Origin of the sequence: Pontibacter mucosus (genome assembly GCF_003054055.1) — a bacterium.
GTDB lineage: Bacteria > Bacteroidota > Bacteroidia > Cytophagales > Hymenobacteraceae > Pontibacter > Pontibacter mucosus.
The window spans coordinates 255,770-282,513 of record NZ_QBKI01000003.1; the positions used below are offsets into that span (position 1 = coordinate 255,770).

General features: G+C 52.7%; 21 protein-coding genes and 1 pseudogene. 13 read left to right on the plus strand and 9 right to left on the minus strand.

Going from position 1 to position 26,744, the window contains the following annotated elements; genetic code table 11:
• Positions 1-153: 153 nt before the first annotated feature.
• Positions 154-1,995: an LTA synthase family protein gene (locus C8N40_RS07480; RefSeq protein ID WP_108211162.1), complete on the minus strand. Its 1,842-nt coding sequence runs from the start codon at positions 1,993-1,995 to the stop codon at positions 154-156.
• Positions 1,996-2,263: 268 nt separating this feature from the next.
• Between C8N40_RS07480 and C8N40_RS07485 the strand changes: the two genes are divergently transcribed.
• A complete protein-coding gene (locus C8N40_RS07485; RefSeq protein ID WP_108211163.1) occupies positions 2,264-4,453 on the plus strand; it encodes a glutamine synthetase III family protein in 2,190 nt (729 codons plus the stop codon).
• 46 nt (positions 4,454-4,499) lie between these two features.
• Here C8N40_RS07485 and C8N40_RS07490 read toward each other — a convergent pair whose 3' ends face one another.
• The gene (locus tag C8N40_RS07490) at positions 4,500-4,865 is read right to left on the minus strand and encodes a hypothetical protein (protein WP_108211396.1); all 366 of its coding nucleotides are present in this window, start codon (positions 4,863-4,865) and stop codon (positions 4,500-4,502) included.
• Positions 4,866-5,040: 175 nt separating this feature from the next.
• Between C8N40_RS07490 and ispG the strand changes: the two genes are divergently transcribed.
• The 3 genes from ispG (at position 5,041) to C8N40_RS07500 (ending at position 8,043) form a co-directional block, all read left to right on the plus strand.
• The gene (gene ispG / locus C8N40_RS07495; RefSeq protein ID WP_108211164.1) at positions 5,041-7,041 is read left to right on the plus strand and encodes a (E)-4-hydroxy-3-methylbut-2-enyl-diphosphate synthase; all 2,001 of its coding nucleotides are present in this window, start codon (positions 5,041-5,043) and stop codon (positions 7,039-7,041) included.
• A gap of 99 nt (positions 7,042-7,140) precedes the next feature.
• Positions 7,141-7,308 carry a DUF6728 family protein gene (locus tag C8N40_RS22615; protein ID WP_170114042.1) on the plus strand — a complete coding sequence of 56 codons (168 nt, stop codon included), beginning with the start codon at positions 7,141-7,143 and terminating at the stop codon, positions 7,306-7,308.
• A 234-nt stretch (positions 7,309-7,542) separates the two neighbouring features.
• The gene (locus C8N40_RS07500) at positions 7,543-8,043 is read left to right on the plus strand and encodes a MarR family winged helix-turn-helix transcriptional regulator (RefSeq protein WP_108211165.1); all 501 of its coding nucleotides are present in this window, start codon (positions 7,543-7,545) and stop codon (positions 8,041-8,043) included.
• 194 nt (positions 8,044-8,237) lie between these two features.
• Here C8N40_RS07500 and leuS read toward each other — a convergent pair whose 3' ends face one another.
• Positions 8,238-11,006 carry a leucine--tRNA ligase gene (gene leuS / locus C8N40_RS07505; RefSeq protein ID WP_108211166.1) on the minus strand — a complete coding sequence of 923 codons (2,769 nt, stop codon included), beginning with the start codon at positions 11,004-11,006 and terminating at the stop codon, positions 8,238-8,240.
• A 538-nt stretch (positions 11,007-11,544) separates the two neighbouring features.
• On the opposite strand from leuS, the gene C8N40_RS23275 reads away from it, so the two are divergent.
• From C8N40_RS23275 to C8N40_RS07520, 4 genes are all read left to right on the plus strand, one after another.
• A complete protein-coding gene (locus C8N40_RS23275) occupies positions 11,545-11,679 on the plus strand; it encodes a hypothetical protein (protein ID WP_281259498.1) in 135 nt (44 codons plus the stop codon).
• Positions 11,680-11,976: 297 nt separating this feature from the next.
• The gene (locus C8N40_RS07510; RefSeq protein WP_108211167.1) at positions 11,977-12,654 is read left to right on the plus strand and encodes a DsbA family protein; all 678 of its coding nucleotides are present in this window, start codon (positions 11,977-11,979) and stop codon (positions 12,652-12,654) included.
• A 39-nt stretch (positions 12,655-12,693) separates the two neighbouring features.
• The gene (locus tag C8N40_RS07515; protein ID WP_108211168.1) at positions 12,694-13,416 is read left to right on the plus strand and encodes a DUF1003 domain-containing protein; all 723 of its coding nucleotides are present in this window, start codon (positions 12,694-12,696) and stop codon (positions 13,414-13,416) included.
• Between the two features lie 58 nt (positions 13,417-13,474).
• The gene (locus tag C8N40_RS07520; RefSeq protein WP_108211169.1) at positions 13,475-14,086 is read left to right on the plus strand and encodes a LysE family translocator; all 612 of its coding nucleotides are present in this window, start codon (positions 13,475-13,477) and stop codon (positions 14,084-14,086) included.
• Here C8N40_RS07520 and C8N40_RS07525 read toward each other — a convergent pair.
• Both C8N40_RS07525 and C8N40_RS07530 read right to left on the minus strand, forming a co-directional pair.
• Complete coding sequence (locus tag C8N40_RS07525; protein WP_108211170.1) at positions 14,083-14,814, minus strand: DUF3291 domain-containing protein; 732 nt, start codon at positions 14,812-14,814, stop codon at positions 14,083-14,085. The two genes, C8N40_RS07520 and C8N40_RS07525, sit on opposite strands and share 4 nt — an antisense overlap.
• Positions 14,815-14,912: 98 nt before the next feature.
• Complete coding sequence (locus C8N40_RS07530; protein ID WP_108211171.1) at positions 14,913-15,413, minus strand: pyridoxamine 5'-phosphate oxidase family protein; 501 nt, start codon at positions 15,411-15,413, stop codon at positions 14,913-14,915.
• A gap of 127 nt (positions 15,414-15,540) precedes the next feature.
• Between C8N40_RS07530 and C8N40_RS07535 the strand changes: the two genes are divergently transcribed.
• Both C8N40_RS07535 and C8N40_RS07540 read left to right on the plus strand, forming a co-directional pair.
• Positions 15,541-16,125: an acyl carrier protein phosphodiesterase gene (locus C8N40_RS07535; RefSeq protein ID WP_108211172.1), complete on the plus strand. Its 585-nt coding sequence runs from the start codon at positions 15,541-15,543 to the stop codon at positions 16,123-16,125.
• A 79-nt stretch (positions 16,126-16,204) separates the two neighbouring features.
• Positions 16,205-17,374, plus strand: coding sequence for a Gfo/Idh/MocA family protein (locus C8N40_RS07540; protein ID WP_108211173.1), 1,170 nt, complete (start codon positions 16,205-16,207; stop codon positions 17,372-17,374).
• Positions 17,375-17,765: 391 nt separating this feature from the next.
• Here C8N40_RS07540 and C8N40_RS23085 read toward each other — a convergent pair.
• The 4 genes and pseudogenes from C8N40_RS23085 to C8N40_RS07565 form a co-directional block, all read right to left on the minus strand.
• Positions 17,766-18,584: pseudogene (locus C8N40_RS23085) on the minus strand (IS5 family transposase); the annotation flags it as partial.
• Positions 18,585-18,749: 165 nt separating this feature from the next.
• Complete coding sequence (locus C8N40_RS07555) at positions 18,750-19,262, minus strand: FKBP-type peptidyl-prolyl cis-trans isomerase (protein ID WP_108211176.1); 513 nt, start codon at positions 19,260-19,262, stop codon at positions 18,750-18,752.
• Positions 19,263-19,333: 71 nt separating this feature from the next.
• A complete protein-coding gene (locus C8N40_RS07560) occupies positions 19,334-21,277 on the minus strand; it encodes an AAA domain-containing protein (RefSeq protein WP_108211397.1) in 1,944 nt (647 codons plus the stop codon).
• Between the two features lie 296 nt (positions 21,278-21,573).
• The gene (locus C8N40_RS07565; RefSeq protein ID WP_108211177.1) at positions 21,574-22,152 is read right to left on the minus strand and encodes a hypothetical protein; all 579 of its coding nucleotides are present in this window, start codon (positions 22,150-22,152) and stop codon (positions 21,574-21,576) included.
• A 216-nt stretch (positions 22,153-22,368) separates the two neighbouring features.
• Between C8N40_RS07565 and C8N40_RS07570 the strand changes: the two genes are divergently transcribed.
• The 3 genes from C8N40_RS07570 to C8N40_RS07580 all read left to right on the plus strand — a co-directional run bounded on the left by C8N40_RS07570 (position 22,369) and on the right by C8N40_RS07580 (position 26,714).
• Positions 22,369-23,163 carry a thymidylate synthase gene (locus tag C8N40_RS07570; protein WP_108211178.1) on the plus strand — a complete coding sequence of 265 codons (795 nt, stop codon included), beginning with the start codon at positions 22,369-22,371 and terminating at the stop codon, positions 23,161-23,163.
• A gap of 77 nt (positions 23,164-23,240) precedes the next feature.
• Entirely contained in the window at positions 23,241-24,005 is a 765-nt protein-coding gene (locus C8N40_RS07575; protein WP_108211179.1) for an MBL fold metallo-hydrolase, read from the plus strand.
• Positions 24,006-24,119: 114 nt separating this feature from the next.
• On the plus strand, positions 24,120-26,714 hold the full coding sequence (locus tag C8N40_RS07580) for a TonB-dependent receptor plug domain-containing protein (protein ID WP_170114043.1): 2,595 nt from the start codon (positions 24,120-24,122) through the stop codon (positions 26,712-26,714).
• Positions 26,715-26,744: the final 30 nt, after the last annotated feature.

The following is a 26,744-nucleotide window of genomic DNA, read 5'->3' on the forward strand; positions in this document are numbered from 1 at the left end:
ATCAGGGGGCAAAGTTACGAAAATTAATTTTTAGATGTGCGGATTAGGGAATTGAAATGAACGCTGTTACAAAGTATAAACTAAGTATAGTTGGGGCCATACTTCAGCCAAATCCATCAGCACCTTATCCGCATTCCGATCTCCTGAACAACCCTACTTCCGCACAAAATCCTCAAACGACGCCTGCATGTACGCCTGCCCTTGCTTTAGCTGCGCGTCCGTTACGCCTTCTTCCCAGATGATGGGCTGTTTGGCTACGTTGTCATAGGTGAGCACGCCGTTGGGGGTGATGTAGCCAAAGCCATCGTTAAAGACATAAAAGGCAAAAGGTAAGGCCGTAGGCGAGAGCAGGTTGCGGCTCCAGGTAAACTGCTGGTGCGGCAGCTGCAGTTGCGCGAGTAAGGTCGCGGCAATGTCAGCCTGGCTTCCGATGGCGTCTATGGTAATGCCTCCCTTAGCCAATGCCCCTCCAGTAAGTATAAACGGAATCTTGAACTTAGAGGGAACGTGGTTGGGGTCGTTGCCCGGCAGGCGGTGGCCATGGTCGGCGGCCAGCACCACAAGCGTGTTTTGCCACCAATCCTGCTGCTTAGCTTCTTCTATAAACTTGCCCAGCGCCCAGTCGGTATAGTATACGCTGTTGCGGAATTGCGCCTCCTCATCGGTGCCCGGAAATTTGGCCGGTATTGGAATCTCGAAGGGCTCATGGCTACTCAACGTATAAACGGTGCAGAAAAACGGCTGCTTTTCCGTTTTTAGATCCTCTTGCACGCGGGCAAACAGCACATGGTCGTGGGTGCCCCACTTGGAGTTATAGGTGCTCGGGTCGAAGTCATACTTGTCGATCAGCCGTTTGTAGCCGCCGTTGCGCAGGTACGACTTGATATTGGCAAACTCCAGCTCGCCGCCATAATAATAGCTGGTGCTGTAGCCCTGCTCCTGCAAAATCTGGCTCAGCTGGGGTAGTTTTTCCGTTTTCTGCGGATACTTTATAATAGAGGTCGTCGTCTGCACCGGGTAACCACTTAACAGGGCTACCATGCCTTTCTCGCTGCGGTCGCCGGAGGCGTAGATGTTAGTAAAATTAACCCCTTGGGCAGCGAGTTTGTCCAGGTTTGGCGTTACGCCCTTCTCGCCGCCCAGGCTCCCTACAAACTTAGCGGTATAGCTTTCCAGGATAATGAAAAGCACATTCGGTTGCTGCACCCGCAGCAGGTTTTCAGCAGAATCTGGTGAGGCAGAAGTATATAGCGCCTGCACCAGTTCCGCAGCCTCTCCCTCGGGCATATATTGATAGGGGTTACTGCCCGATTTCTCATACTTGAGCAGGGCGTGCATCAGGTTCCAGGGCATGTTGATGCCGGCGTGGTTGGCGAAAGGCTTCTCCGAGAAGTATACCACGCTCTGGTTTATCGGAATCTGCTGCCACCCGCCGCGCAACGGGAGCACCAGCAAGGCAGCGAAAAGCAGCGAAAAGCCGGCCAGCACCCATGGCTTGGGGTCTGGTTTATACTTTGGCAGGTCGAAGAAACGGCGGAAGAAGAGTATAAATACCGCAGCGACGGCAAAAGTTACGATGAAAAGTATAAACAGGGGGGCGGCGGCAGCGGAGGCAGCCATTTCGGCCGGGGAGCTCAGGTACTGCAGCGGCGAAGCATCCAGCCTAAACCCCCAGTGGCTATACAACTCCAAATCCACCGTGAGCAGGGCAGACAGCAGCACCAGTAGGATGGTGGTGTAGTAGCGGATAATTTTTGCTACCTGCAGGCGCTTCCACAGGCTTGCAACCAGCAGGAGCAGGAAGGGCACTATACTTATATAGGCGGCAAAAGAGGCATCCATCCGCAGGCCATACACAAAAGTATAGAGCACTTCCGAGGAGCTTAAGTCGGCGCTGCGGTCGAGGTGGTAAACCAGGAAGATGGCTCTGGCTACTATAAAGTAAAGTATCCAGAACAGAAAGTATAAGGGTTGGTAGAAGATACGGCGTTTCACGACACAAATATAGAGTATAACTCTGCAGCCGTCTACAAGAGTTTCCTGAAAGCGTTTGTTTATGCGAAAGTATGGAGGGTTATCTTTTAATAGGGGTATTTGGCAAATATGAGAGCTTTGTTGTGATAGGGGTATGCAAAGAAAGGGGGTGTTAGATGTTAAGTCAAAAAAAATGCAGATACCCCCTAAAAAAATAGGGGGTAGATAATTTGGTTTTAAATTTTGTGCTTAAATTTGGTGCAGATTTAAAACCCAAACCCACACGCCCATGGCAACCATCCGTATCAAAGCGCTGGAGCAGGCTAACCAGCACAAACCAGGAGAGGTAAAACTGCCTTCTCACATCATCTCGGACTTTTTCGGCGAAAACGTATTTGGCAACGGTGCCCTGCGTTCTACCATGTCCTCGGAGAACTACAAGCGCCTGCAGCGCACCATCGAGGCAGGGGAGCGGGTAGACCGCGACCTGGCCGATGCTGTGGCTGCCGCCATGAAAACCTGGGCTATCAGCAAAGGGGCCACGCACTACACGCACTGGTTTCAGCCACTAAATGGCGCCACTGCCGAGAAGCACGACTCCTTTTTCGACCTTTCCGGCGATGGTGAGGCCATCGAGACCTTTAAAGGCAGCGCGCTGGTGCAACAGGAGCCCGACGCTTCTTCGTTCCCGAGCGGTGGCATCCGTAACACCTTCGAGGCACGTGGGTACAGCGCCTGGGACCCGTCTTCCCCTGCCTTCCTGATAGAGAACGCCGGATCCAAGACCCTTTGTATCCCAACCATCTTCGTTTCTTACACCGGTGAGGCCCTCGACTATAAAACGCCGCTTCTTAAATCGCTGAAGCTACTCAATGATTCGGCTGTTCCGGTTTGCCAGTACTTTGACAAGGACGTGGTGAAGGTAAACACTACACTGGGTATCGAGCAGGAGTACTTCCTGGTAGACAAGGCGCTGTACGAGGCGCGCCCGGACCTTGTGATTACAGGACGCACCATTTTCGGACACGCGCCGGCAAAAGGGCAGCAGCTCGAGGACCACTACTTCGGCAGCATCCCAAGCCGTGTGCACGCCTTCATGGTTGACTTCGAGAGATCGGCCCTGCGCCTGGGCATTCCCCTGAGAACACGCCACAACGAAGTGGCCCCCAACCAGTATGAGTGCGCCCCAACTTTTGAGGACGCCAACCTGGCCGTTGACCACAACCAGCTGCTGATGGACATTATGGGCCGTGTGGCGGAGCGCCATAACTTTAAGGTGTTGTTGCACGAGAAGCCCTTTAAGGGCGTAAACGGCAGCGGTAAGCACAACAACTGGGCCATGAGCACCAACACCGGTGTAAACCTGCTGAGCCCGGGCAAGAAGCCGAAGGAAAACCTGCAATTCCTGACTTTCTTCATTAATACCATCATGGCCGTGCATAAGCACGCCGACCTGCTGCGCGCCAGCATCGCCTCTGCCAGCAACGACCACCGCCTGGGTGCCAACGAGGCACCTCCGGCCATCATGTCGGTTTTTATCGGGCAGCAGCTTTCTGCGGTGCTCGATGAGTTTGAGCGCACGTCCAAGATTCCGATTGAGAAAGGCGACAACATGTACCTGAAGCTGGGTATCGACAGGATTCCGGAGGTATTGCGCGACAACACCGACCGCAACCGTACTTCTCCGTTCGCCTTCACGGGTAATAAGTTTGAGTTCCGTGCTGTGGGCTCTTCTGCCAACTCTTCTTCGCCGGTTACGGCCCTGAACACCATCGTGGCCGATCAGCTGCAGGAGTTCCGCAAGTCGGTGGATGAGCTGATTGAAAGCGGCATGAAGAAAGAGCTGGCCATTATTCAGATACTGCGTGAGTACGTGGCAGCCTCCAAGAACATCATTTTCGAAGGCAACGGTTACTCCAAAGAGTGGGAAGAAGAAGCTGCCAGTCGCGGACTTTCCAACATCAAGTCGACACCGCGCGCGCTGGATGTGTACGGCAGGGAAGAAGTGAAAGAAGTTTTCAGTAAGCACGGCATCTACTCGGAGCTGGAGCTGGAGGCCCGCCACGAGATTCTGCTGGAGGAGTACGTGAAGAAGATTCAGATCGAATCACGCATTATGGGCGACCTGGCCATGAACCACGTGGTACCGACAGCCATTGCCTATCAGAACAAGCTGATCCAGAACGTGCGCGGCCTGAAGGAACTTGGTCTGGAGGATGAGTACACTGAAAGCACCATCCAGGGAATCAAGAAAATGTCCGGCTACATCACCGCCATTCAGAAAAACGTGCGCGACATGGTGAATTCCCGTAAGGTGGCCAACAAGATAGAGGATGCCCGTGAGCGTGCGATCATGTACAACGAGGAGGTGCTAAGCTACTTCGAGCCTATCCGCTACGCTGTAGACAAGCTGGAGCTGATGGTAGACGACAACGATTGGCCGCTGGTAAAATACCGCGAGCTGCTGTTCCGCCACTAAGTCTATACTTTACGATGAAGAAAGGCACCCGCACCGGGTGCCTTTTTTATTGCCTGATGCGCCTGAGCAGCTCACCGGCCACTTGGGCAAGTATAACCGGAAGCAATACCATGGCCAGGCCAACCGCAATAATCTTGCGCAAACCCAGCCGCATGATCAGTTTTCCAATTACCCGGTCGCGGAGCTCGTGGTAGAGGAACTGTCCTGCCCGTGTCATAGGCTTGCCCCGAAGCACCTCCTGCACCTCACGCCAGTTGCCGCGCTCCAGCTGCCGGCGCAGAAACTGAAGCACGGTATCTTTGGTGAGATAGTAGGCCTGGCCAACCTGCTCTTGCCGCAGCCGGCCCCAGTGCTGCAGCTGCTGCAGCCGATGGGATGCATTTCGGGGGATGAACTGGTGCATGTAAATCATGGTTTTTGTCGTTTTATCCTTTGTACGTAAATCAGGCAGCATCGGGGAGGAGGCTTTTATGCTATACTTCCGTAGGTTCAGCTATACTTTAATCCAGCCTTTTAGCAGGAGGTTGCCCGGAAAATTACGTATTTTGCCAATTGAACAAAGCAGACGATACATTAGTTAGAGACATATGGAGTGTCAACTTGATCGCACAGATAAATCTTACTGCCCTAGCCTGGTAGAATATAAGCGCCGCAGAACGCGCGTTGTAAATATTGGAGGAGTACCCGTGGGAGGCGATTACCCCATCCGGGTGCAGTCGATGACCACGGTAGACACCATGGACACCATGGGCTCCGTGGAGCAGTGCATCCGCATGATTGAGGCGGGCTGTGAGTATATCCGCATCACGGCGCCAAGTATAAAAGAGGCCGAAAACCTGCAAAACATCAAGGACGAACTCCGCAAGCGCGGCTATAGTGTTCCGCTTATTGCCGACATCCACTTCACGCCAAACGCCGCCGAGGTGGCCGCCCGCATCGTAGAGAAAGTGCGCGTAAACCCCGGCAACTACGCCGACAAGAAGAAATTCCAGGTCATAGAGTATGACGATGCTTCGTATCAGGCCGAGCTGGACCGGATCCGGGAGCGCTTTGTGCCGCTGGTGCGCATCTGCAAGGAGCACGGCACGGCCATGCGCATCGGTACCAACCACGGCTCGCTTTCGGACCGCATCCTGAGCCGCTACGGCGACACCCCGCTGGGCATGGTGGAGAGCGCGCTGGAGTTTATCCGCATCTGTGAGGATGAGGGGTACTACGACATTGTGATCTCGATGAAGGCCTCCAATACGCAGGTGATGGTGCAGGCGTACCGTCTGCTGGTGCAGAAGCTAGACGAGGAGGGGCTGCAGCCATACCCGCTGCACCTGGGCGTAACAGAGGCCGGTGAGGCAGAGGACGGGCGCATCAAGTCGGCTGTGGGCATTGGCACTTTGCTGGAGGACGGTTTGGGCGATACCGTACGCGTGTCGCTGACAGAGGCGCCGGAGGCGGAGGCACCCGTCGCGCAGGCGCTGATAGACCGTTATACGCACCGCGCTGAAAAGGCACAGCCTATTAAACCTATCTGCCATAACCCAATTGACCCGTTCCAGTACCATCGCCGGGAGACAATAGAGGTGGAGAATCTGGGCGCGCTGAACGTGCCGCGCGTGGTAGCCGACCTGAGCCGACTGACGGATGTAAAGTATGCTGACCTGAAAGCCGTTGGCCACCTGTACTCCATGCTGCTCGACAAGTTCAACATGAATGACCTGGGGGCGGATTATATCTTTACCGGCGATAACCCTGTCTCTTTTATGCTGCCCAACGGACTGAAGGAGATAGTGAATTACACTGCCTGGCAGCAGGCAGAGCACCAGGAGGATCGGCATCCGCTCTTGACTCCGGAGGTATACCTGAGCGACGCCCGCAGGCACAGCAAGCTGAACTTTATACTTGCCACCGTGCACGATCTGACGCCGGAGCTAATGGACGCACTGAAGAAAGACAACACCGCCGTGCTGGTGCTGCACACGCAGAATGGGCACGCCATGCCGGAGTTGCGCAAGGGCTTTATCCGCCTGATAAATAACGGGGTGCAAACGCCTTGCATCGTGAAGCGGGGGTATGGCCAACTGACACCGGACCAGGTGCAACTGTACGCCGCTACTGATGTAGGTGGTTTGCTTATTGATGGGTTGGGCGACGGCATCCTGCTGAGCACCGAACTGCTGCCCGCACAGGAGAAACAGGACGAGCTGCAGACCATCGACACCCTGAACAAACTGAGCTTCGGCATCCTGCAGGCGGCCCGTACCCGGATGAGCAAAACGGAGTACATCAGCTGCCCGAGCTGTGGCCGTACCCTGTTCGACCTGCAGGAAACCACCGCCATGATCCGCAAACGTACCGATCACCTGAAAGGCGTGAAAATCGGCATCATGGGGTGCATTGTAAACGGGCCCGGCGAAATGGCAGACGCAGACTATGGCTACGTGGGCGTGGGCAAAGACAAGATTGCGCTCTATCGCGGGCAAACGGTGGTAAAGAAATCGGTGCCTGCCGAGCGAGCCGTGGACGAGCTGATTGAACTGATTCGGGAAGATAACCGCTGGATTGAGCCTGTTAAACTGGAGGAGGAAGTATAAACCTTTTTTAACAAGCCATCCTGGCACAAAGAACACAGTGGAAAGTATAAGGCAAACCGAACGCTTTATACTTCCTCAACATACAAAACACCATATAATATGAAAAAGGGACTTTTTGACCTGACGGAGGTGGCTACTTATTTTTTCCGGAAGAAGGACCCCAACCGCAAAACTAATTTTAACCTGCGCACGATGCATACCATCAATAAAATATCTATCCTGATGTTTTTGGCAGGAGTCATTTACTTCATCATCAAGCACATTTAAATCAAGTACAAGTATAAAAGCCGGTGCCTGCTAAGAGGAGAGGACGCGAAGGAGGCAGGCAGCTTTGCTATTGAAGGGAAAACACTGATGTAATCACATCAATGTTGTAATGTTAAACGCCTGGCTTTCAATGTTATGGTAGCAATATAACGTTATTGCGATTAATTTATTGTGTTAAAAGTTCATCAATTGTTTTTTTTTTCTTATAATTGGTAAACTCACCTTAACACAACCATGAACCTTAACGAACAACTAAGCATTACAACTTTCCGGAATGACTGGCAAAAAGCCAGTATGAGCCTGTTGTACACATATGGCTTCTTAAGCAACGGGTATGAGAACTTCTTTAAAAAATTCTCGCTGACAAACCAGCAGTACAATGCCCTGCGCATTCTGAGAGGTCAGTATCCCACACCTGTCTCTACTTCCTTCCTGCGTGAGAAGATGCTCGACAAAATGTCTGATGCCTCTCGCCTGGTAAGCCGCCTGAACGCCAAAGGATTTGTTACCGTAGCACAGAACCCGGCCGACAAGCGTCTGGTAAACATTGTGATCTCGGATAAAGGCCTGGAGTTGCTCGAAGCGATAGACATAGACTTATACCAACTGGATGGCCTGTTGCAAGGGCTGACCGAGCAGGAGGCCAGCGTTCTGGTGGACCTGCTGCAGAAAGTACGCGACTCTATTGTGACGGCTGAAGAGAGATTAGCCGCCTACGAAACCTTAACCGCATAAACCATCTCACTTTACTAACCTTACACCTTAAAACAAACCAGAGTTGACCAGAGAGGCCATGGCTTCTTTCGTCAACTCTTTTTTGTTGCATGCTCTCTCCGATAACCTGCATAGGCGGAAAATGAAGAAGCCGCTTTCGCTAAATCTGCGAAAGCGGCTTCTTGATAAAAGTTAGTTGGTATAATGGGGATCCTTTATACTACCACGTTGATGATTTTGTTAGGCACGATAATTATTTTCTTTGGTGCTTTTCCATCAAAAAACTTGGTAACCTGTTCTTCCGCCAATACTGCCTTCTCAATCTCCTCGCGTGGCGCATCTAAAGCAAAGGAAAGCTTGGCACGCATCTTACCATTCACCGACACGGGGTACTCGAAGGTGTTCTCCACCAGGTACTCTTCCTTCCACTGCGGGAAAGCGGCGTTGCTTATACTTTCCTGATGCCCCAGCTGCTGCCAAAGCTCCTCGGTGATGTGTGGCGCGTAAGGGGAGAGGATAACCGTGAGTGGCTCCAGAATAGCGCGTTTGTGGCACTTGAGCTGGCTCAGCTCGTTCACGCAGATCATGAAGGTAGATACGGAGGTGTTGAACGAGAAACGCTCGATGTCTTCCTCCACTTTCTTGATTGTCTTGTGCAGCGACTTCAGCTCCTCAGCCGTCGGTTCCTCGTCCGTTACCTGCAGGTTGCCTTCCTTGTCGAAGAACAGCTTCCAGTACTTTTTCAGGAACTTATGCACGCCGTCCATACCGTTGGTGTTCCAGGGCTTGAACTGCTCGAGCGGGCCCAGGAACATTTCGTACATGCGCAGCGTGTCTGCCCCCTGGCGCTCCACAATGTCATCCGGGTTCACCACGTTATACTTCGACTTCGACATTTTCTCGATCTCGACGCCACAGATATACTTGCCATCCTCCAGTATAAACTCCGCATCGGCGTTCTCTGGTCGCCACTTTTTAAAGGCTTCCAGGTCCAGCACGTCGTTCTCCACAATGTTCACGTCTACGTGCAGCGGCGTTACCTCATACTGTTCTTTCAGGCCGAAGGAAACATACTTGTTCGAGTCTTTGATGCGGTATACAAAGTTCGAACGGCCCTGGATCATGCCCTGGTTGATGAGCTTTTTGAAGGGTTCCTGCTCCACCACCAGGCCCAGATCAAACATGAATTTGTTCCAGAAGCGCGAGTAGAGCAGGTGGCCGGTGGCATGCTCAGAACCTCCGATGTATAAATCCACGCTTCGCCAGTATGCCACTTTGTCTTTCGCGGCAAATGCAGCGTCGTTTTGCGGATCCATGTAGCGGTACCAGTACCAACTGCTGCCCGCCCAACCTGGCATGGTGCTCAGCTCATACTCATACTGTCCGTTATACTTCCAATCCACGGCGCGGCCCAGCGGCGGCTCACCAGTTTCGGTAGGCAGGTAAGCGTCGATCTTAGGCAGCTCCAGCGGCAAGTCCTCTTCCTTAAGCAGGTGCGGCACGCCGTCTTTGAAGTATACCGGCACCGGCTCACCCCAGTAACGCTGGCGGCTGAACACGGCATCGCGCATGCGGTACTTCGTGCGGCCTTTGCCTACGCCCAGTTCCTCAGCCTTAGCGATACCTGCCTGGATGGCCTCTTTCACGTCCAGCCCGTTCAGGAAACCGGAGTTGATGATTTTTCCTTCTTTGGCGGCATAAGCCTCTTCTTCCAGGTTTCCGCCTGCTACCACCTCTCTTATAGGCAGGTTGAAATGTTTGGCAAACGCATAGTCGCGGCTATCGTGGCCCGGAACGGCCATTACAGCGCCGGTGCCATAACCGGCCAGCACATAGTCTGCTGTCCAAATCGGAACGCGCTCGTTGGAGAGCGGGTTGATGGCGTAAGCACCGGTAAATACCCCGCTCACGGTTTTCACGTCCGTCATACGCTCGCGCTCCGAACGGTTTTTGGCCACATTCACGTAGGCTTCCACCTGCTCACGCTGCTCATCCGTAGTAATTTGCGCCACCAGGTCATGCTCCGGAGCCAGCACCACAAACGTTGCCCCGAAAATCGTATCGATGCGGGTCGTAAAGACCTTGATCTTTTCTTCGTTGCCTTCTACCGCAAAATCCAGCTCAGCGCCTACGGATTTGCCAATCCAGTTGCGCTGCATTTCTTTGATTGGCTCCGGCCAGTCAATCTCTTCCAGGCCTTGCAGCAGGCGCTCGGCGTAGGCAGTGATGCGCATCATCCACTGGCGCATTTTCTTGCGCTCCACCGGGTAGCCGCCACGCTCCGACACGCCACCCACCACTTCGTCGTTGGCCAGCACCGTGCCCAGGGCAGGGCACCAGTTAACCACCGCTTCGGCCACATAGGTCAGCCTATACTTCAGCAGCATCTCAGATTTTTGCTGTTCATCGAACCCAGCCCAATCTTCCGAAGAAAAAGCCGGGGTATCCTCGTCGCAAGCGGCGTTTACTTTCTCGTTTCCGCTTTGCTCAAACACACGCACCAGGGCATCAATCGGCTCGGCCTTATCGGTGCTATAGTTGTAGTAGCTGTTGAAAAGCTGCATGAAGATCCACTGCGTCCACTTGTAGTAGCTGGGGTCTGAGGTGCGCACCTCGCGCTGCCAGTCAAAGGAGAAGCCAATGTTTTTGAGCTGCTCCACGTAACGGGCAATGTTCTGCTCGGTCGTGATGGCCGGGTGCTGCCCGGTTTGGATAGCGTACTGCTCAGCAGGCAGACCGAAGGAGTCGAAGCCCATCGGGTGCAGCACGTTGAAGCCTTTGAGGCGCTTGTAACGGCTCACGATGTCAGAGGCGATGTAGCCGAGCGGGTGACCAACGTGCAGTCCGGCGCCGGACGGATACGGGAACATATCCAGGGCATAGTACTTTGGCTTATCGTCACTTTCCTTGGCTTTAAACGTCTGGTTTTCTTCCCAGTAGCGTTGCCATTTCTTCTCAATCTGATTGAAATTATACTCTGACATAGTTTATCGTGTATTCGCTTGTTCCTAGTTAAGCTGCTAAGATAATTGTTAATTGTTGGATTGTTAAATTGCTGCCCGGCTAAAATGTGAAGTAGCAGGCGCTGGGGCTGTTTTTCTTAGGTTGTTAGTGTTGGTTTGCCAGCAGAGAAGTACAAGTTCGAGTGCCTGGAGCAGGGGAGGAGCTTTGGCAGTACCGGATCCAACTACAACTGCGCGAGCATTAACCCCAGCCCTCCCCTAAGAACAGGGTGGGAGTTCTATTACTTCTACTGTCATCTCGAACATTTTTGAGGCGAGAGCCGAAATGAGCCAGCGTAGCAGTGAGAGATCTATTGGGAATTTATGCGGAACTTTTCCAAAGGGCGAGGTAACATCAGGGGTGGAGATTCTATGTCTTAGGTAAGCAATTTACAGCATTACCGGGTCCAACCACCCCTAACCCCTCCTTGTCTAAGGCGGGGAGTTTATACTTCATACTTTCCCTGTCATCTCGAGCAGCGCGAGAGATCTATCCGGAATTCTAAAGAGATCTCTCCCGATGGTCGAGATGACAGTAATGGCCATGGCTATCGATTCTCTTCCCAGCCTTTGGGTTGAGCGCCTCGAGAGGTTCCGGTGCCTGCAAGGCAGCCCGAGGCACGAGGGCAGGAAGCGAAAGCAGCGCGATGCCTGAAGGCGAGCCCTCTCGGGCTTGAGAGCTCCAAAGCCAGAGATGCAACAAGACGTTTGTGGGAACTAGAGGATGAACGGTAGTTTGAAAGGATAGCTTGCCTCAATTGGAAGGAAGCAGGGGCACAGCAAGTATAGTATAAATCAGCAAGTATAAAAGTATAGCCAAAGTATAAGTAGGCACAAGCGGACGCTTGCGCCAGTCTTGGCAGATCATTGCAATTAACCACTATCAAACCACTCCACAGCCATTCCCAACGTAAAACCAAGTATAAATCCTCCAAAAAGCTACCTTTGCGCCATGGAACAGAAGAAACATGATTTACTCGACGTCATCCACCTGATTTACGTGATGGACCCGATGTGCTCCTGGTGCTATGGGTTCGCGCCGGTTTTCAAGCAACTGGTGGCTGAGAACGAGGATAAAATACAGTTCAAACTCGTGATGGGCGGGCTGCGACCGGGCACGGAAAAGCCGCTGGAAGAGCAGATGAAGGAGGGGATAAAGCAGCACTGGCAGGACGTGGAGAAAATAACGGAACAGCCTTTCGATTATACTTTCTTTGACCGGGATGACTTTGTGTATGACACAGAGCCCGCCTGTCGCGCCGTGGTGACGGTGCGTTACCTCAAGCCTGAGCAGGAGCTGCAGATGGCGGAGGCCGTACAAAGCGCCTTCTACGCCAAGAACAACGATGTTACCCGGCCGGAGGTGCTAGCCAGCATCGCCACCTCACTGGGCGTAGAAGAAGACGAGTTTCTGGAGAAGTTTAACTCCGAGGAGATGCAGGAGAAGACAAAGCAGGACTTCACCATCGCCAGGCACCTGCAGGCAACAGCCTTCCCGAGTTTATACTTGCTCAACGGCACCAGCATCCACCTCATCAACCGCGGTTACCGCCCTTACGACGGCATGAAGGCCCACCTGGAGCGGGTGCTGCAGGAGCTTGCCCCGGATCAGAACCCTTTAGGCGCCTAAACTGGTATATAGTAGCGTCAGGGCTCTTTCTTTCTGTTTATGCGCCACCATCACGATCCGTTCGGTATTTGCCAGATTACCAAAAAGAGGTTGCCGCAACACCTCCTGGTTCCTGGTAAAGCCATCCGGCCGGGCCTGCTCAAGCTTATTGTAGCCGATTACCCGGATTTTGATGAGTCGAAGCCGGTTGCCTCCCATATTCTTACCAAGTACCGCAAACTATACCTGGAGCAAATGCTGCGGCAGGAGCTGGGCGAGCTGACAGAATTGGAGGAAGATGTTGTAAAAAGTATCAACCAGCAGGAGCTTCTGTCGAGCAACGTGGAGGAGGAGCTGGAGGAGCGAATCAGCTTAGGAGATCGCGCGGCAGACAGGATTGCCAGTTTCGGGGGCAGTTGGACGTTTATCCTGCTTTTTTTCTCGTTCCTGCTGCTGTGGATGGCCGTGAACGTGTACTTGCTGGTAAACAGGCCTTTCGACCCTTACCCGTTTATACTTCTAAACCTGATTTTGTCGTGCCTGGCAGCCATTCAGGCGCCTATCATCATGATGAGCCAGAACCGGCAGGAAGCCAAAGACCGCCTGCGCTCAGAGCACGACTACAAAATTAACCTGAAAGCCGAACTGGAGATACGCCTGCTGCACGAAAAGCTCGACCACCTGCTGATGCACCAGAACCAGCACCTGGTGGAGATACAGCAGCTGCAGCTGGACATGCTGGAGGATATTATGGAGCACCTTAAGAAGCACAAGCATAAATAAATTACCCTTTCTGCGTCTTTTATGGTCTGCCGCCGTCTTCTGATCAAAAAACAAGCTCATGGAAGTATTGAAAGCATTCGTTTTCGGGGTGACCTTGGCGGTGGCGGTTGGGCCCATCGCCATACTTATCATCAACCGTGGCCTTACCCTGGGTCTCAAAAGCGGGCTGTCTAGTGGCCTGGGCGCGGCGCTGGCCGATTTCACCTATGGCCTTGTCGCCTTCACAATTGGTTCTGTGATAGTCGGATACCTTAACCTGAACGCTCGTCTTTTCGAACTGCTAACTTCGTTCATACTTTTGGTATTCGGCCTCTGGATGTTACGTGGCAGCCTGAAAGCGACAAAAGATGCGCAGCCTGAGCAGCACAGCGGCAAGAAGCGAAGCGATATCGGATACCTGCTGTCGACGTACCTGCTGACGGTGGTTAATCCCCTGACCATTGTCGCATTTGTCGGGTTTTCAGGGCAACTCGTTTCTCCGGTGAGCGGGGCGGGGCACATAGTTATACTTGCCCTGGCAATTTTTGCAGGAAGTGTTCTGATTCAGTTTGTGCTGGCCCTTTTCGGGGCTACGCTGGGCCGATTCCTGAAAAACCAAAGGGTGGTGAGCCTCTTAAACATGGGCAGCAGCATCTGTATTATACTTTTTGGCCTGGCAGGGATGTTTTAGACATAGCGGTTTGCCAACGCAACCTGCAGCGGGTCTACGCCATTCCAGGAGCCGGAGCTGCCGATAGGTTTGAAGCGGGCGAAAAGCTCCTCGCTGTACCAGTTCTCGGCGCGGGTGCGGCGCATCACCTCGCGGTGCAGAGGGTTTTTGTACGCATAAGCTTTCATCGCCTCCTCCGACTCCCACACACTGAAAGTCGCCTGCCGCACGAGCGGCAGTTCGCCAAGTCCGATAGAGCAAAGCAGGCCCTCTGCCGCGTCCAGCGCCCGGCTTGCCTGGGGTACAAAGCGCCAGAAGGAGGGAAGGGCGCGCCAGTTTATACTTGCCCGCGTCAGCACGGCCATGGGGCCGCCCGTATACTTTTCCGTCAGCGTGGGGGCGAAGGGCTCCTGCCCGTCCCACTGCCCATGCGATTGGAAAGGCAGCAGCTTCACGGTCCATACTTCGTCTATATGAAGTTTATACTCCTGCATCAACGCGGATTCCTGCAGAAAGGCGTCTGCGGCGGCTTCGTTCTCCCAGGTGCACAGCAAGCCGTACCTTCTGAAGTTGGGTTTCATACTGAAGCCTTTGCCATGCCCGCTCCCCAGCAGTTTGAAGAACTGCAGCCCGGGTACCTGTTGCAGTTTTGGGCCGGAGGTACCCATCTGAGCCAGCCCCCAGGGGAGGTGCCCGCTCCGGATGCCAAAAAGGGTGAGGGTGGTGAGTCGGGGTGCGGAGGTTTGCATGCCGGGTTTATACTTTAGGGAGAGGCTTAGGTCCAAAAAAACACCTGCCGTTACCAAGGTAAGGCAGGTGCTGCAGAGAGATGCAATCTTTATCCAAATTACAGGTTTATTTTCTTGTTTTCGCCGCCTTTAGATGGTTCACCGGTGATGGCGGCTTTGGCTATGCCTATCAGGGTCACCATGGTGTTGCTTGGTGTATCCCAATACTCGGCTTTCTCAATCTTCACGCGGATTAAACCAATGTTCTTGTCTTCTTTGCCGTTCGGGAACCAGGCTTTCAGGTCGGGACTCCACAGCTGGTCAATCTTTTGCTGGTCGCGCAGCACCTGCGCTCTGCCCGAAACCGACACGTAGAGGTTGTCATCGGGGTTGGCGTAGCTCAGGTTCACGTGGGCATCATGCCCAATCTCGTGCGACTTGCCCGATTCATAGCCTGTAAAAAACCACAGGTTGCCGTCCGCCTCCGACTGCTGGGTTTTCATGGGGCGGCTGCGCAGGGTGCCATCATCATCCACGGTGGTCATCATGGCGATTTTCACATCCTTGATTCTCGATATCAGTTTGTCCAGGTTTTCCTTCGTATTTGGATCGTTATTCATAGCTTTATCTTTTTCTGTTGAGTACGGGGCACCGCAAGCAAGGGTTTATACTTTGCCGCCCGGCCAGCTCCCGCTGAAACCTTAGGAGCCGAAGCGGGTTTATACTTTTAACCTTATTGCAACACCCTTGAACTACCTCGCACATATCTACCTTTCGGGCACTGACGACGAGCTGCTGCTGGGCAATTTTATGGCCGACGCCGTGAAAGGCAAAAAGGCCGAGCTTTACGCGCCCGGGGTGGCCAAAGGCATCTACCTGCACCGCCTCATCGACACCTACACCGACACGCACCCGGTGGTGGCCGAAACCAAGGCCCGGCTGCGCCCCAAGTATAGAAAATTTGCGCCGGTGGTGGCCGATATGTACTTCGACCATTTTCTTGCCCGCAATTTTGAGCAGTATGCCCGTGAGCCGCTTCATGCGTTTGTGCAGCGTTCCTATACGTTGATTGGCAGGCATTACGAGCTGCTGCCGCAGCGGGTGCAGCACCTGTTCAGCTACATGCGCCGCGACAACTGGCTGGTGTCGTATGCCGAACTGCAGGGGATTGCGCAGGCGCTGGAGGGCATGAGCCGCCGGACTTCCTTTGCCTCAGGTATGGAGACAGCCGCACAGGAGCTGGAGGAGCAGTATGCGCTATACCTGGCAGATTTTCAGCGCTTTTTTCCGGACCTGGAGCGCTATGTGCAGGAGGTAAAGGAGCAGCTATAGTTAGTTAAGCGGAAGAGGGTAAACCTTTTAGTGACTTATACTTATACTTTGTAAAAGTATACTTTTCTATCCCTTTTCTATGAAACAAACTGACTTTTACTTCCGCCATAACCGCAGAGAATTTCTGAAAGATTTTTCCCTGGCCCTCGGGGTAACGAGCCTTGGGCTTCCGCTTGCCTCCTTTGCTACTTCCTGCCAACCCAAAGGCGAAGAGAAACAAGCGCAAACCACACAGGGCACCTCTCAAAATAAGAAGCTAGGCATTGCCTTAGTAGGCTTGGGCTCTTATGCTACCAATCAATTGGCTCCGGCCCTGCAGGAAACAGAGCACTGCTACCTGGCCGGCATCGTAACGGGTACCCCCGCCAAGGCCGAGGAGTGGAAGCGCAAGTATAAAATCCCCGACAAGAACATCTACAGCTACGAGACCTACGACCAGATAGCCGATAACCCGGATATTGACATCATCTACATTGTATTGCCCAACGGCTTGCATGCCGAGTATACTGTACGGGGTGCAAAGGCCAGGAAGCACATCATCTCGGAGAAGCCCATGGCCACCTCCGCAGCCGATTGCCAGCGCATGCTCGATGCCTGCCGGGAAAATAACGTGAAGCTATCCATCGGGTATCGCCTGCATTTTGAGCCGCACAACCAACGGGTGATGGAGCTGGGCCAGCAGCAGGTATACGGGCATGTAAAGGAGGTGGAAGCCGCCGACAGTTTCGTGTTTACGGGTAACCCCAAGGCCTGGCGCCTGGATAAAAAGCTGGCAGGAGGAGGGCCGCTGATGGACCTAGGCATCTACTGTGTGCAGGGAGCTATTTATACCGTGGGGCAAGCACCGGTAGCCATCACGGCAAAGTATGGTCAGGTGACCAGGCCCGATTACTTTGATGATGTGGAGCAGTCGATCAGCTGGCAAATGGAGTTTCCGAATGGCGCGGTAGCCAGGTGCCGCACCAGCTACAATGAAAACGAAAGCTTACTGTCCGGCAAAGCGGAGAAAGGCTGGTGGAAGCTGGACCCGGCTTACAGTTATTCAGGCATCCAGGGAGAGACCAGCGAGGGACCTATGGACCTGCCCCAGGTAAACCAACAGGCGCGGCAAATGGACGATTTCGCCCTATGTGTGAAAGAGAACAAGGAAACCCGGGTACCCGGGGAGATGGGCCTTCGGGACATGAAGATTCTGGAGGCAATTTATGAGGCAGCCAGAACGGGCAAGCGGGTGGAGGTTAAAGTATAAGCTATAGTAACGTTATTACCAAGATGTAATTCACATGTTTCTTTTTATTAGTTCGCTCGTTATGGCGCGAGCGTCCACGCTCGTGACTGGCTATCGTTGGGCCTCTGGCCCAGTCGGATTACAAATCCGACCTCATAGTTAGGCACGGGTTGCAAACCCGCGCCAGCAAATGGAGTTACCATTCTTGAGGGATAAGCTGTTTCGTTCTGTTCACAACAGCATTAAACTATCTGCCATTCTTTGTAGAAACCTGGTAGAAGGGAGGTGAAGCTTTTGCCACTTGCCACCAAGATCCTTTCAGGATGACAAAATGAAAAGAATGAGTCGGCCCTGCCCCCTGAGGGGATAGGGTGGGGTGGGCAAATGGCTTGCAAAAGAATCGTTAGAAGCCCTAGGGTGTGTCTGAAAAATATGGTTTGAGGCAGATTTTCATAAAGGCTAGTTGAACGAAAGCCAGATAGCTGTCAGCGAGCTTTTCGAATCTGCAGGCAAACCGCCTCATTTCCTTGAGCCTGCCAAAGAGCCTTTCAATGATGTTTCTTTGGCGGTACATCTGCCTGCTCACTTTGGGCGGCCTTCCTTTTCTTCTGCGTTTGTTTCCCTCCGGCAGGCCCCTTTCCGGTATCTGGGCCCTGATGGACTGCTCCCGCAGCACCTTGCGGACGACCTGGCTGTCATAGCCTTTGTCAGCCACCAATACTTTAGGCTTTTTCTCTTCCAGTTCCAGGAGCCTGGGCAACTGTGGGGCTTCACCGGCCTGGCCACCGGTCAAGAGCACCTGCAGCGGGAAGCCCCTGCCACAGCACAAAAGGTGCACCTTCGTAGAGAAGCCACCCCTGGACCTGCCTAGAGCCTGGTCTTCTTTTTTTTAGCCCCCGCGGTAGCTTTGTGCGCCTTGTTGATGGTGGCGTCCACAAACCAGGTGTTCAGGTCCAGGTAACCGTCCTGCAGCAGGCGCAGCCTTAGCTTCTTCAGGATCTTCTCAAACACTCCCAACTGCTGCCACTTCCTGAACCTGTCATATACCGTCTGCCAAGGGCCATACTTGGCCGGCAAGTCTCGCCAGGGGCTGCCAGAACACAGGATCCAGAAGACACCGTTGAGGATTTTCCTATCAGACCGGCTGGGCCTGCCCCTGCCGTCTTCTCTGATTACTGGCTGCGGCAGCTCCTCTTCTATAAGCTCCCACTGCCGCTGACTTAGCTCGTATCTGCCGTGACTCATCCGCTATCCTTCCTCCAAATGCTAAAACCACAGCAGATTTAACTAAATTCCATTTTTCAGACACAGCCTAGGACAACCAATGGTTCACAAAAAAAAACGGCGCGGCAGAAATATCCTGCCGCGCCGTTTCTATACTTTGAATTTATACTTCTTAGTGATGCACACCGCCTTCGCCGTGTACGTGGCCGTGTGATAGCTCGTCTGGCGTGGCTTCGCGCACTTTCTCCACCTTGCCTTTAAAGTAGAGTTCTTTGCCGGCCAGCGGGTGGTTAAAGTCCATCTTTACGGTATCAGCGGTTACTTCCACAACACGGCCCTGCAGCTGGTTGCCTTCTGCGTCTGTCATTGGGATGTAGTTGCCGATTTCCAGCATATCCTCAGGCACGGCGCCTTCCACCTCGAAAGCGGCCTTCGGCAGGTCCACAATCGCCTCAGCGTCCTGGCTGCCGTAACCTTCTTCAGCGTCCAGTTTAAAATCAAATGTATCGCCAGCAGACAGACCGTCCAGCTTCTCCTCGAACTGCTCTGGCAGACCGCTCATGCCGAAGATAAACACCATCGGGTGCTCGTTGTCGGCGGTTTCAATCAGGCTTGGTTCGCCCTGCTCGTTCATGATGCGCAGTTCATAGGTGAGCGTGACTACTCTGTTTTTTTCAATTTTCATCTTGTGTTGCTTTGTTCTAATTTCAGAAAGGTATGGATTTATATGCATACCTCTAAACGATGCACAATGTTTTACGCCATCAACTCCTGTAGCTCCCAGGCACTACGGTAGGCATTTATACTTTCAACGTATTGCAGGAAAGCAGCATAAAACGGGTGCTGGCTCAGCGTAGCGCTGTCGCCCACAATCACCATTTTTTTCTTAGCCCGTGTCATGGCCACGTTCATGCGGCGGATATCGCCCAGGAAGCCAATCTCGCCCTGGTCGTTGCTGCGCGTCATGCTGATGTAGATGATGTCGCGTTCCTGCCCCTGAAAACTATCCACCGTACCCACCGACAGGTGGCGCCGCTGGCGTAGCTCGTGCAAATGCGGCATGTGCTCCACGCGGTCCTCCAGGTAATTTATCTGGGCGCGGTAAGGGGCAATGACGCCAATGCGCAGGTGCTCCACTTCCTCGTCGGCGTGGCTGTAGTCCTTGAGCAGGTGGGCCAGGTGGTTAAGGAGCAAGTTTGCCTCATCGGGGTTAGCCGAGCTGGTGCTCTCCGGCGTCTCCACCTCGTTGTAGCCGCAGCCGGCCGTATCGACGAACTCCACGGCCAGGCCTGGCGTAAAGTGAGCGTTGTATTCGTGCAGGTCGCTACTGTGCACGCTTTCGTGGGCCATCAGCTCGCCTTTGTAAAACTGCTGGTTCGAGAACTCCATGATGTGGTGGTGCATGCGGTACTGCGTTTTCAGCATCACCGACACGTCCTGCTGCCTCTCAATACATTTCTCGAACAGTGTTTTGCCCAGGCCTTTCTGCTCCGCCTCAAATGATTTAACGGTAGGGGGGAGCTGGCAGTGGTCGCCGGCCAGCACCACGCGCTTGGCGCGGGAAATCGGAATCCAGCAGGCGGGTTCCAGCGCCTGCGCCGCCTCATCTATAAACACGGTATCGTACTCCAGGTGACGGATGGCTTTGTTGGCCGCGCCTACCAGCGTACAGGTAATAACCTGCACGTTGTTGAGCAGATCTTCGGTAATATACTCCTCCACACGGTCAGCCTCGTCGAGCAGGCGCTTGCTCTCGGCCCGAAAAAACTGGCGCTGCATCCGCTCCTCATGCCCGAACTTGCGCTTAAACTGCCCGGCCATGCGCTTATACTCTTCGGCTGTTTTGCGGTAATCCTTCAGGCTTTTAAACGAGCGGTGCTCCATTATCTGGGCGTCCAGCGTGTGCTCCAGCAGCACATCCGACACACGCGAGGGGTTGCCAATGCGAATCACATTCACACCCTCGTTAGCCAACTTTTCGGTCAACAGGTCTACAGCAGTGTTGGAAGGAGCCGTCACGAGCAGGCGCTTCTGCGTTTCCAGTGTTCTAAGGATGGCCTGTACGAGCGTGGTGGTTTTGCCCGTGCCGGGAGGTCCGTGGATGATAGCCACATCCTTAGCCTGCACAATTTTGCGCACCGCCTCATTCTGTGAAGGGTTCAGGACCGGAATTTCTTTCGTGGTATCCTCCGTAAAACGGGCCGGTACATCCCCCAGCAGGATGTCGCGCAGCTCGGCCAGCCTGGTTTTGTAGGCTTCCGTCACCTTCTTCATGGCTATCTCCATCTCGCGGTAGCTCATCTCGTCGAAGGTCAGGTCGATGCCCAGGCGGCCGTCCTCCACCCAGTCGGGCAGGTCTTCCTTGTTGGTGGCCAGCTGCACTTTGTTGCGCTTGAGGCCCACAATCACGCCGTTTATACTTTGACGCTCCCCGGAGTTGCTGAAAAGGGCTGCGGTTTTCCCCACCTGGAACAGGTGCAGCTGGTCGCGGTCTTTGGTACGCTCCAGTTCCACTACCACCTTGTTGCCAAAGCCAAGCTCTTCCTTTGCAATCATTACCGGGTACCAGCAGAAGCCCATTTCCTTGCGCTCGGCAATGGTGCTCTTCAGGCTCTTGATTTTATACTGCTGGCGGTCTTCTTCCTGTTCTATTTTAAGCAGTTCCTGTACCTGCTTGAGTTCAAATAATATTTCGCTCATGTATATCAATAAGAAAGGCTGGTCGTGTAGCTCCAGCCTTTATACTTTTAAATAAGTGGTAGCAGGTGTTACGTTGTACCTGCTTTTATACTTTCTCTGTAGCGTTAGTATAACAAAAACCGCACCGGATAAGATTCATACTTACCGAACTATACGTGTACGTATGATGAGAGCCTCCTCCTTTTTTGTCATCCTGTAAGGATCTTGTGGGCAAGTTGTATCAGCATAACTTACCTGCCACCAAGTATCTTTCAGAATGACAGCGTATGATCGTTCAATTAATTTATACTTTAAAACTATGCTTTCTTCTTTTTACGGGCTTTGGAGCTGGCCTTGTTCAGGCGCACCTGCAGGAACACGGCGTACATGAGCAGGATAAAGGCCCCCACGGCCAGCACGCTGATCACCTTATCCTTGCCATACTTGATGTCGTAGCCAGCTTTTACCTGCGTCTTTAAATCGGCCAGCTCTTTGTCTTTCTTGCGGAGAGTGCTCTCCAGGGTTTTTACCTCGCTTTTCAGGCTGCTAACCTGCTTTTCGAAATTGCGCTGGTCTTCCAGGGTGAGCTTGCCCTCACGCTTGGTCTGCACGGCTGTTTTGGCATACTCGCGCAGGCTGCTCTCCTTCACCGCTGCCACCAGCTCAGAATCCAGGTTGATGATTTTTTTGAGGGTTTCGATGATGTTGAGCAGGTCTTTCTTGGATTGAGTGCCCCAGAAACTGCTGTTCTGCTGCCGCAGGTACTGGTACTCCAAAATCAGCTGCTCCCGCTCGCTCATCAGCCGCGACAATTTGTCTTCCTGCTGTACTTCGGTTTGCGCCTGCGCCCCCGCCACCAGGAGGCAAAGCATGATAACGGCAAAAATCTTCTTCATCTTCTCACTTCTATACTTATCCCACAAATTACACGCAAATATGGTCAAGGTTATTGGATTAGGCCTAATTAATTTTTTTAACAAGGTTAGAAAGTATGGCGGTCAGGGGCTTGTAGAGGTATAGGAGAAAGGGATTATACTTTGTTGAAAAATGGCCGTATCGCCGTTAGGAATTAATGGCTATATTTAAGCCTCCACAATAAGACTTTCCGCACCATGAAACAATATTTAGACCTGATGCAGCACATCCTGGACAACGGGGTGAAGAAGGAAGATCGCACCGGCACCGGCACGCTGAGCGTGTTTGGCTACCAGATGCGTTTCGATTTGCAGCAGGGCTTCCCGCTCGTGACCACCAAAAAAGTACACCTGCGCTCCATCATCCATGAGCTACTCTGGTTTCTGAAGGGCGATACCAACATCCAATACCTCAAAGAGAATGGGGTGAGCATTTGGGATGAGTGGGCTGACGAGAACGGCAACCTGGGGCCGGTGTACGGCTCGCAGTGGCGCAACTGGCCCACACCGGACGGCCGCCACATCGACCAGATTACGCAGGTGGTGAACCAACTCAAAAATAACCCGGACTCACGCCGCATCATTGTGAGCGCCTGGAATGTGGCCGAAATTGAAAACATGAAGCTGCCGCCCTGCCATGCCTTTTTCCAGTTTTACGTGGCCGAAGGAAAGCTTTCCTGCCAGCTCTACCAGCGCTCCGCCGATGTGTTCCTGGGCGTGCCGTTCAATATTGCCTCGTATGCGCTGCTGGTGCTTATGATGGCGCAGGTAACCGGCCTGGAGCCAGGTGAGTTTATCTGGACGGGCGGCGACACGCACCTCTACCTCAACCACCTGGAGCAGGCCCAACTGCAACTGAGCCGCGAGCCGCGTGAGCTGCCAAAGATGAAGCTTAACCCGGACGTGAAAGCCATCTTTGACTTCAAGTATGAAGATTTTGAGCTGGTAAACTACAACCCGCATCCAGGTATTAAGGCGCCGGTAGCCGTTTAATGGTTTTTGGTTGAGAGATTATACTTTCTAACTCCATATCGCCTTAAGCGTATGTTAGAAAGTATAAAATTTATACTATGAAACTAAAAACCATACTTACCCTGGCCTTTCTGCTTGCCTTTGCGCAGGTGCAGGCGCAGCAGCTGGCCAAACCGGACACTGTTAAAACCAGCGGAGGCCCACTGGTGATTCAGCCCATTACGCATGGTACTCTGGCGCTAACGTATAAAGCCAAAACGATCTACGTGGACCCATACGGCGGGGCGGAGCTCTTTAAAGGGCTACCTAAGCCAGACCTGATCCTAATCACCGACATCCACCCCGACCACCTGGACACGACCACGTTGGCTGCCCTGGACACGGAAAAAGTACGGATGGTGGTGCCGCGAGCGGTGGCTGAAATGATGCCGGAGCGGTATAAGAAGCAATTGGTGGTGCTGGACAATGGCGGGCAGAGTACGCAGCAAGGCATCGGTATTTTGGCCATGCCCATGTATAACCTGCCTGACACGGCAGATGCGCGCCACCCGAAAGGCAGGGGCAATGGCTATGTATTGCAGGTAGGTGATAAGCGCGTGTACATCTCCGGCGATACGGAGGGTATTCCTGAAATGCGCCGCCTGGAGAATATCGACGTAGCCTTTGTATGTATGAATTTGCCCTACACCATGGATGTGGACCAAGCCGCCGACGCTGTGCTGGAATTTAAGCCGAAGATGGTGTACCCGTACCATTTCCGGGGCCAAAACGGCTTTAGCGACGTGGAGAAGTTCAAGCAGCTGGTAAACGCCAGGGACAAAAACATTGAGGTGCGCCTGAAAGAGTGGTATCCGAAGAATTAAGTTATACTTAAGATGAAAGGAAAAGCACAGGCCTGGGGTCTGTGCTTTTTTTATGGATGTTAGGGATATTCATGCTAGTTTAGGGACGGGTAACCATACTTAATTTGTACCAATTTGAAACAAACTTTACACGTAACATCCTCCAGCAAATTAGCTGTCAGCTTTTCGCTTTGTTTTAGTTTTCTTAGCCTCTCTGCATCGGCACAAACCACTGCAGCTGATAGCCTTGTCACGGGGCTTGGCACACATAGAGTAAGCGAAATTACAGAGTCTGTCAGTCAGCTACGGCCCGAAAATTTAAATAAAGGATTCATTACCTCCCCAGAGCAATTGCTGGTTGGCCGGATACCAGGTTTACGGGTTATTTCAAATGGAGGAGCCCCAGGGGCCGGAGCTGAAATGCTGCTGAGAACCGGAAGCTCGCTCACAGCCAGCAGTTCACCTCTGATTATTTTAGATGGCGTCCCGTTCTCAGGGAATGGTGCATCTGATCATGCAGGTGTGCTCACCTTCCTGAACCCTGCGGATATTGCCTCAATTACTCTTTTAAAAGATGCCCCACAGGCAGCAATGTATGGTGGGAGGGCGTCAAACGGTGTACTCTACATTACAACCAAAAAAGGAGCTAAAAATGAAAAAATAAGGCTGCATTACAGTGCAACAGCAGCCATATCGACACTACGCCGGAAAGCCCCTGTGCTTGATGCGAACAGTTTCAGGGACATCGTAAAAGACCTTTACCCGGACCAGGACCACTTGCTGGGCGCAAGCAACACCGATTGGCAGGATGTCATTTACCGCAAGGCCTTTAGCCACGATCAACACCTGCAAATGAGCGGTGCCCTTCTTAAAGCAGTGCCTTTTAGTATGTCAGTAGGGCATCTGAAGGAGAACGGCATCCTAAAGGGTTCGAACCAAAGGAGGAATTCTTTCTCTGCATCGCTTAACCCAAGCTTACTGAAGGACCACCTGAGCCTGAATTTATACTTTGCGCAGGTAAACCAGAAGCTCCGGGTGGCAGACAAAGAGGCCATAACCGGCGCCTGGGCTTTCGACCCAACACAGCCCGTGCACCAGGATAACAAGTATGGCGGATATTTCATATACCCGAAATACGGCGTCGAGAATCCGCTGAGTATGCTGGAGCAGCGCCACGATTCAGATGAAACCAGGCACCTGCTGGGGCAGGCGCACCTGCAGTATAAGTTCCATTTTTTCCCTTCGCTTAGCATTAACGCGCGCCATGCTTTCCAAAAGCAGGATAACGAATTTGTAACTTTCAGACCTGCAGACATGTACGCTGTAGCGCACTATAAAGGGTGGGTGCAACGCAACACGTGGGAGCATAACTGGCATCTAACGGAGTTATTTCTGAACCTGGAGCACGAAATTAAACTTTTGCAGAGCCGCCTGCAGGTAACTTTTGGCAGTAGGGGAAGAGAAACGGTTCAAAGAGGCCACGACTACGCTCCCCATACTGAAGAGGGCAAAATTATTATGGACCAAGCACGTGAGCGCCACTACCAGAGTGAATCGGCATCAGCAGGGATGTTTGGAAGTGCTTCGTTCACCTATAAAGATAAGTATACGCTGCATGCTGCAGGCTCCCGGCATGATTTCTCAGCGTTGAACATGCATACAAAACCTTTGCTCTCCGGAGGTTTGGGCGCATCCTGGGACATTGCCAGCGAAACTTTTCTCAAGGGCAACCCCTGGCTTTCGGAGCTCCGGGTATACACGAACTATGGCAGGCATGCAAACCCCGATGCCATGGGACGCAAGCATTTTAGGGACAGGCAAATAACGGCAGAAACTACCACTAAGTGGAACGCAGGCATGCATGGAGCTTTCTGGGATGGCAAACTGCAGGGCAACATAAACTTTTATACTTCTATAACCGATGATATGGTGCTAAATGCACTCGTACCCTTTGCATCAAGCCAATTCCGTCTTCCTTTAAACTTAGGTAAGTATAAGGCAACAGGAGTAGAGGTAGACTTGAATTATGTGCTTCGGGAATCCTCTTCTTTTTATTGGCAGGTTGGGACTCATTTAACCACAACCAACTCTGAGGTGCTAGAACTTGCTGATGGGTACCGTTATTTCCAGTATCCTGATGAAAGGTTTGCATTAGGCTTGGAGAAAGGCTCCCAGGTGCGTGCCTTTTACCTGCTGGAGCAGCTTTACGACGAAGAGGGATTACCAATACCGGGTAAGTATAAACCAAATGAATACGGCCACGTTCTTCCGCGCTTATCTCGTTCGTCGGATCCGGCTTATTTGGTTGGGTTCAGCACTGATGTAAAGTATAAAAAGCTCGGGGCGAGCTTGTTGCTGAACGGTGCGGTTGGTCAGCATATTTACAATCATGCCGGTGATAGGGCGAGTCGAGTTTCCCCCAATTTTGATAAGGGGTACCTTGTAAACGGTACAAGAACCTTCGTGGAGACTGAGTACAGAAGCCCACTCTATCAAAGTGATTTTTATTTAGAGAAAGGCTCATTCCTGCGCTTGCAGTACCTTAACTTTAGCTATGACTTCAGTAGTGGCTCTTCAGAAAAAGTCGGGTTGAGAGGAATGGCCACAGTGCAAAATGCCTTTGTTTTGACAAAGTATAGCGGCCAGGATCCCGAAGTTAAAGATGGCATCGACTATGGCCAGTATCCGCAGCCAACTACTTTCTCACTAGGCATTAGCATGCAGCTGTAAAGCAACAGCCTGAAGCGATAACTTCAGGCT

What these genes read in the sequence shown, in the direction of transcription:
- C8N40_RS07575 (WP_108211179.1), top strand. Translation starts at nt 23,241, where the DNA reads ATGAAACTAAAAACCATACTTACCCTGGCCTTTCTGCTTGCCTTTGCG.
- C8N40_RS07510 (WP_108211167.1), top strand. Translation starts at nt 11,977, where the DNA reads ATGGAACAGAAGAAACATGATTTACTCGACGTCATCCACCTGATTTAC.
- C8N40_RS07500 (WP_108211165.1), top strand. Translation starts at nt 7,543, where the DNA reads ATGAACCTTAACGAACAACTAAGCATTACAACTTTCCGGAATGACTGG.
- C8N40_RS23275 (WP_281259498.1), top strand. Translation starts at nt 11,545, where the DNA reads ATGGTCGAGATGACAGTAATGGCCATGGCTATCGATTCTCTTCCCAGC.
- C8N40_RS07530 (WP_108211171.1), bottom strand. Translation starts at nt 15,413, where the DNA reads ATGAATAACGATCCAAATACGAAGGAAAACCTGGACAAACTGATATCG.
- C8N40_RS07560 (WP_108211397.1), bottom strand. Translation starts at nt 21,277, where the DNA reads ATGAGCGAAATATTATTTGAACTCAAGCAGGTACAGGAACTGCTTAAA.
- C8N40_RS07555 (WP_108211176.1), bottom strand. Translation starts at nt 19,262, where the DNA reads ATGAAAATTGAAAAAAACAGAGTAGTCACGCTCACCTATGAACTGCGC.
- ispG (WP_108211164.1), top strand. Translation starts at nt 5,041, where the DNA reads ATGGAGTGTCAACTTGATCGCACAGATAAATCTTACTGCCCTAGCCTG.
- C8N40_RS07525 (WP_108211170.1), bottom strand. Translation starts at nt 14,814, where the DNA reads ATGCAAACCTCCGCACCCCGACTCACCACCCTCACCCTTTTTGGCATC.
- C8N40_RS22615 (WP_170114042.1), top strand. Translation starts at nt 7,141, where the DNA reads ATGAAAAAGGGACTTTTTGACCTGACGGAGGTGGCTACTTATTTTTTC.
- C8N40_RS07520 (WP_108211169.1), top strand. Translation starts at nt 13,475, where the DNA reads ATGGAAGTATTGAAAGCATTCGTTTTCGGGGTGACCTTGGCGGTGGCG.
- C8N40_RS07540 (WP_108211173.1), top strand. Translation starts at nt 16,205, where the DNA reads ATGAAACAAACTGACTTTTACTTCCGCCATAACCGCAGAGAATTTCTG.
- C8N40_RS07490 (WP_108211396.1), bottom strand. Translation starts at nt 4,865, where the DNA reads ATGATTTACATGCACCAGTTCATCCCCCGAAATGCATCCCATCGGCTG.
- C8N40_RS07570 (WP_108211178.1), top strand. Translation starts at nt 22,369, where the DNA reads ATGAAACAATATTTAGACCTGATGCAGCACATCCTGGACAACGGGGTG.
- C8N40_RS07565 (WP_108211177.1), bottom strand. Translation starts at nt 22,152, where the DNA reads ATGAAGAAGATTTTTGCCGTTATCATGCTTTGCCTCCTGGTGGCGGGG.
- C8N40_RS07515 (WP_108211168.1), top strand. Translation starts at nt 12,694, where the DNA reads ATGCGCCACCATCACGATCCGTTCGGTATTTGCCAGATTACCAAAAAG.
- leuS (WP_108211166.1), bottom strand. Translation starts at nt 11,006, where the DNA reads ATGTCAGAGTATAATTTCAATCAGATTGAGAAGAAATGGCAACGCTAC.
- C8N40_RS07485 (WP_108211163.1), top strand. Translation starts at nt 2,264, where the DNA reads ATGGCAACCATCCGTATCAAAGCGCTGGAGCAGGCTAACCAGCACAAA.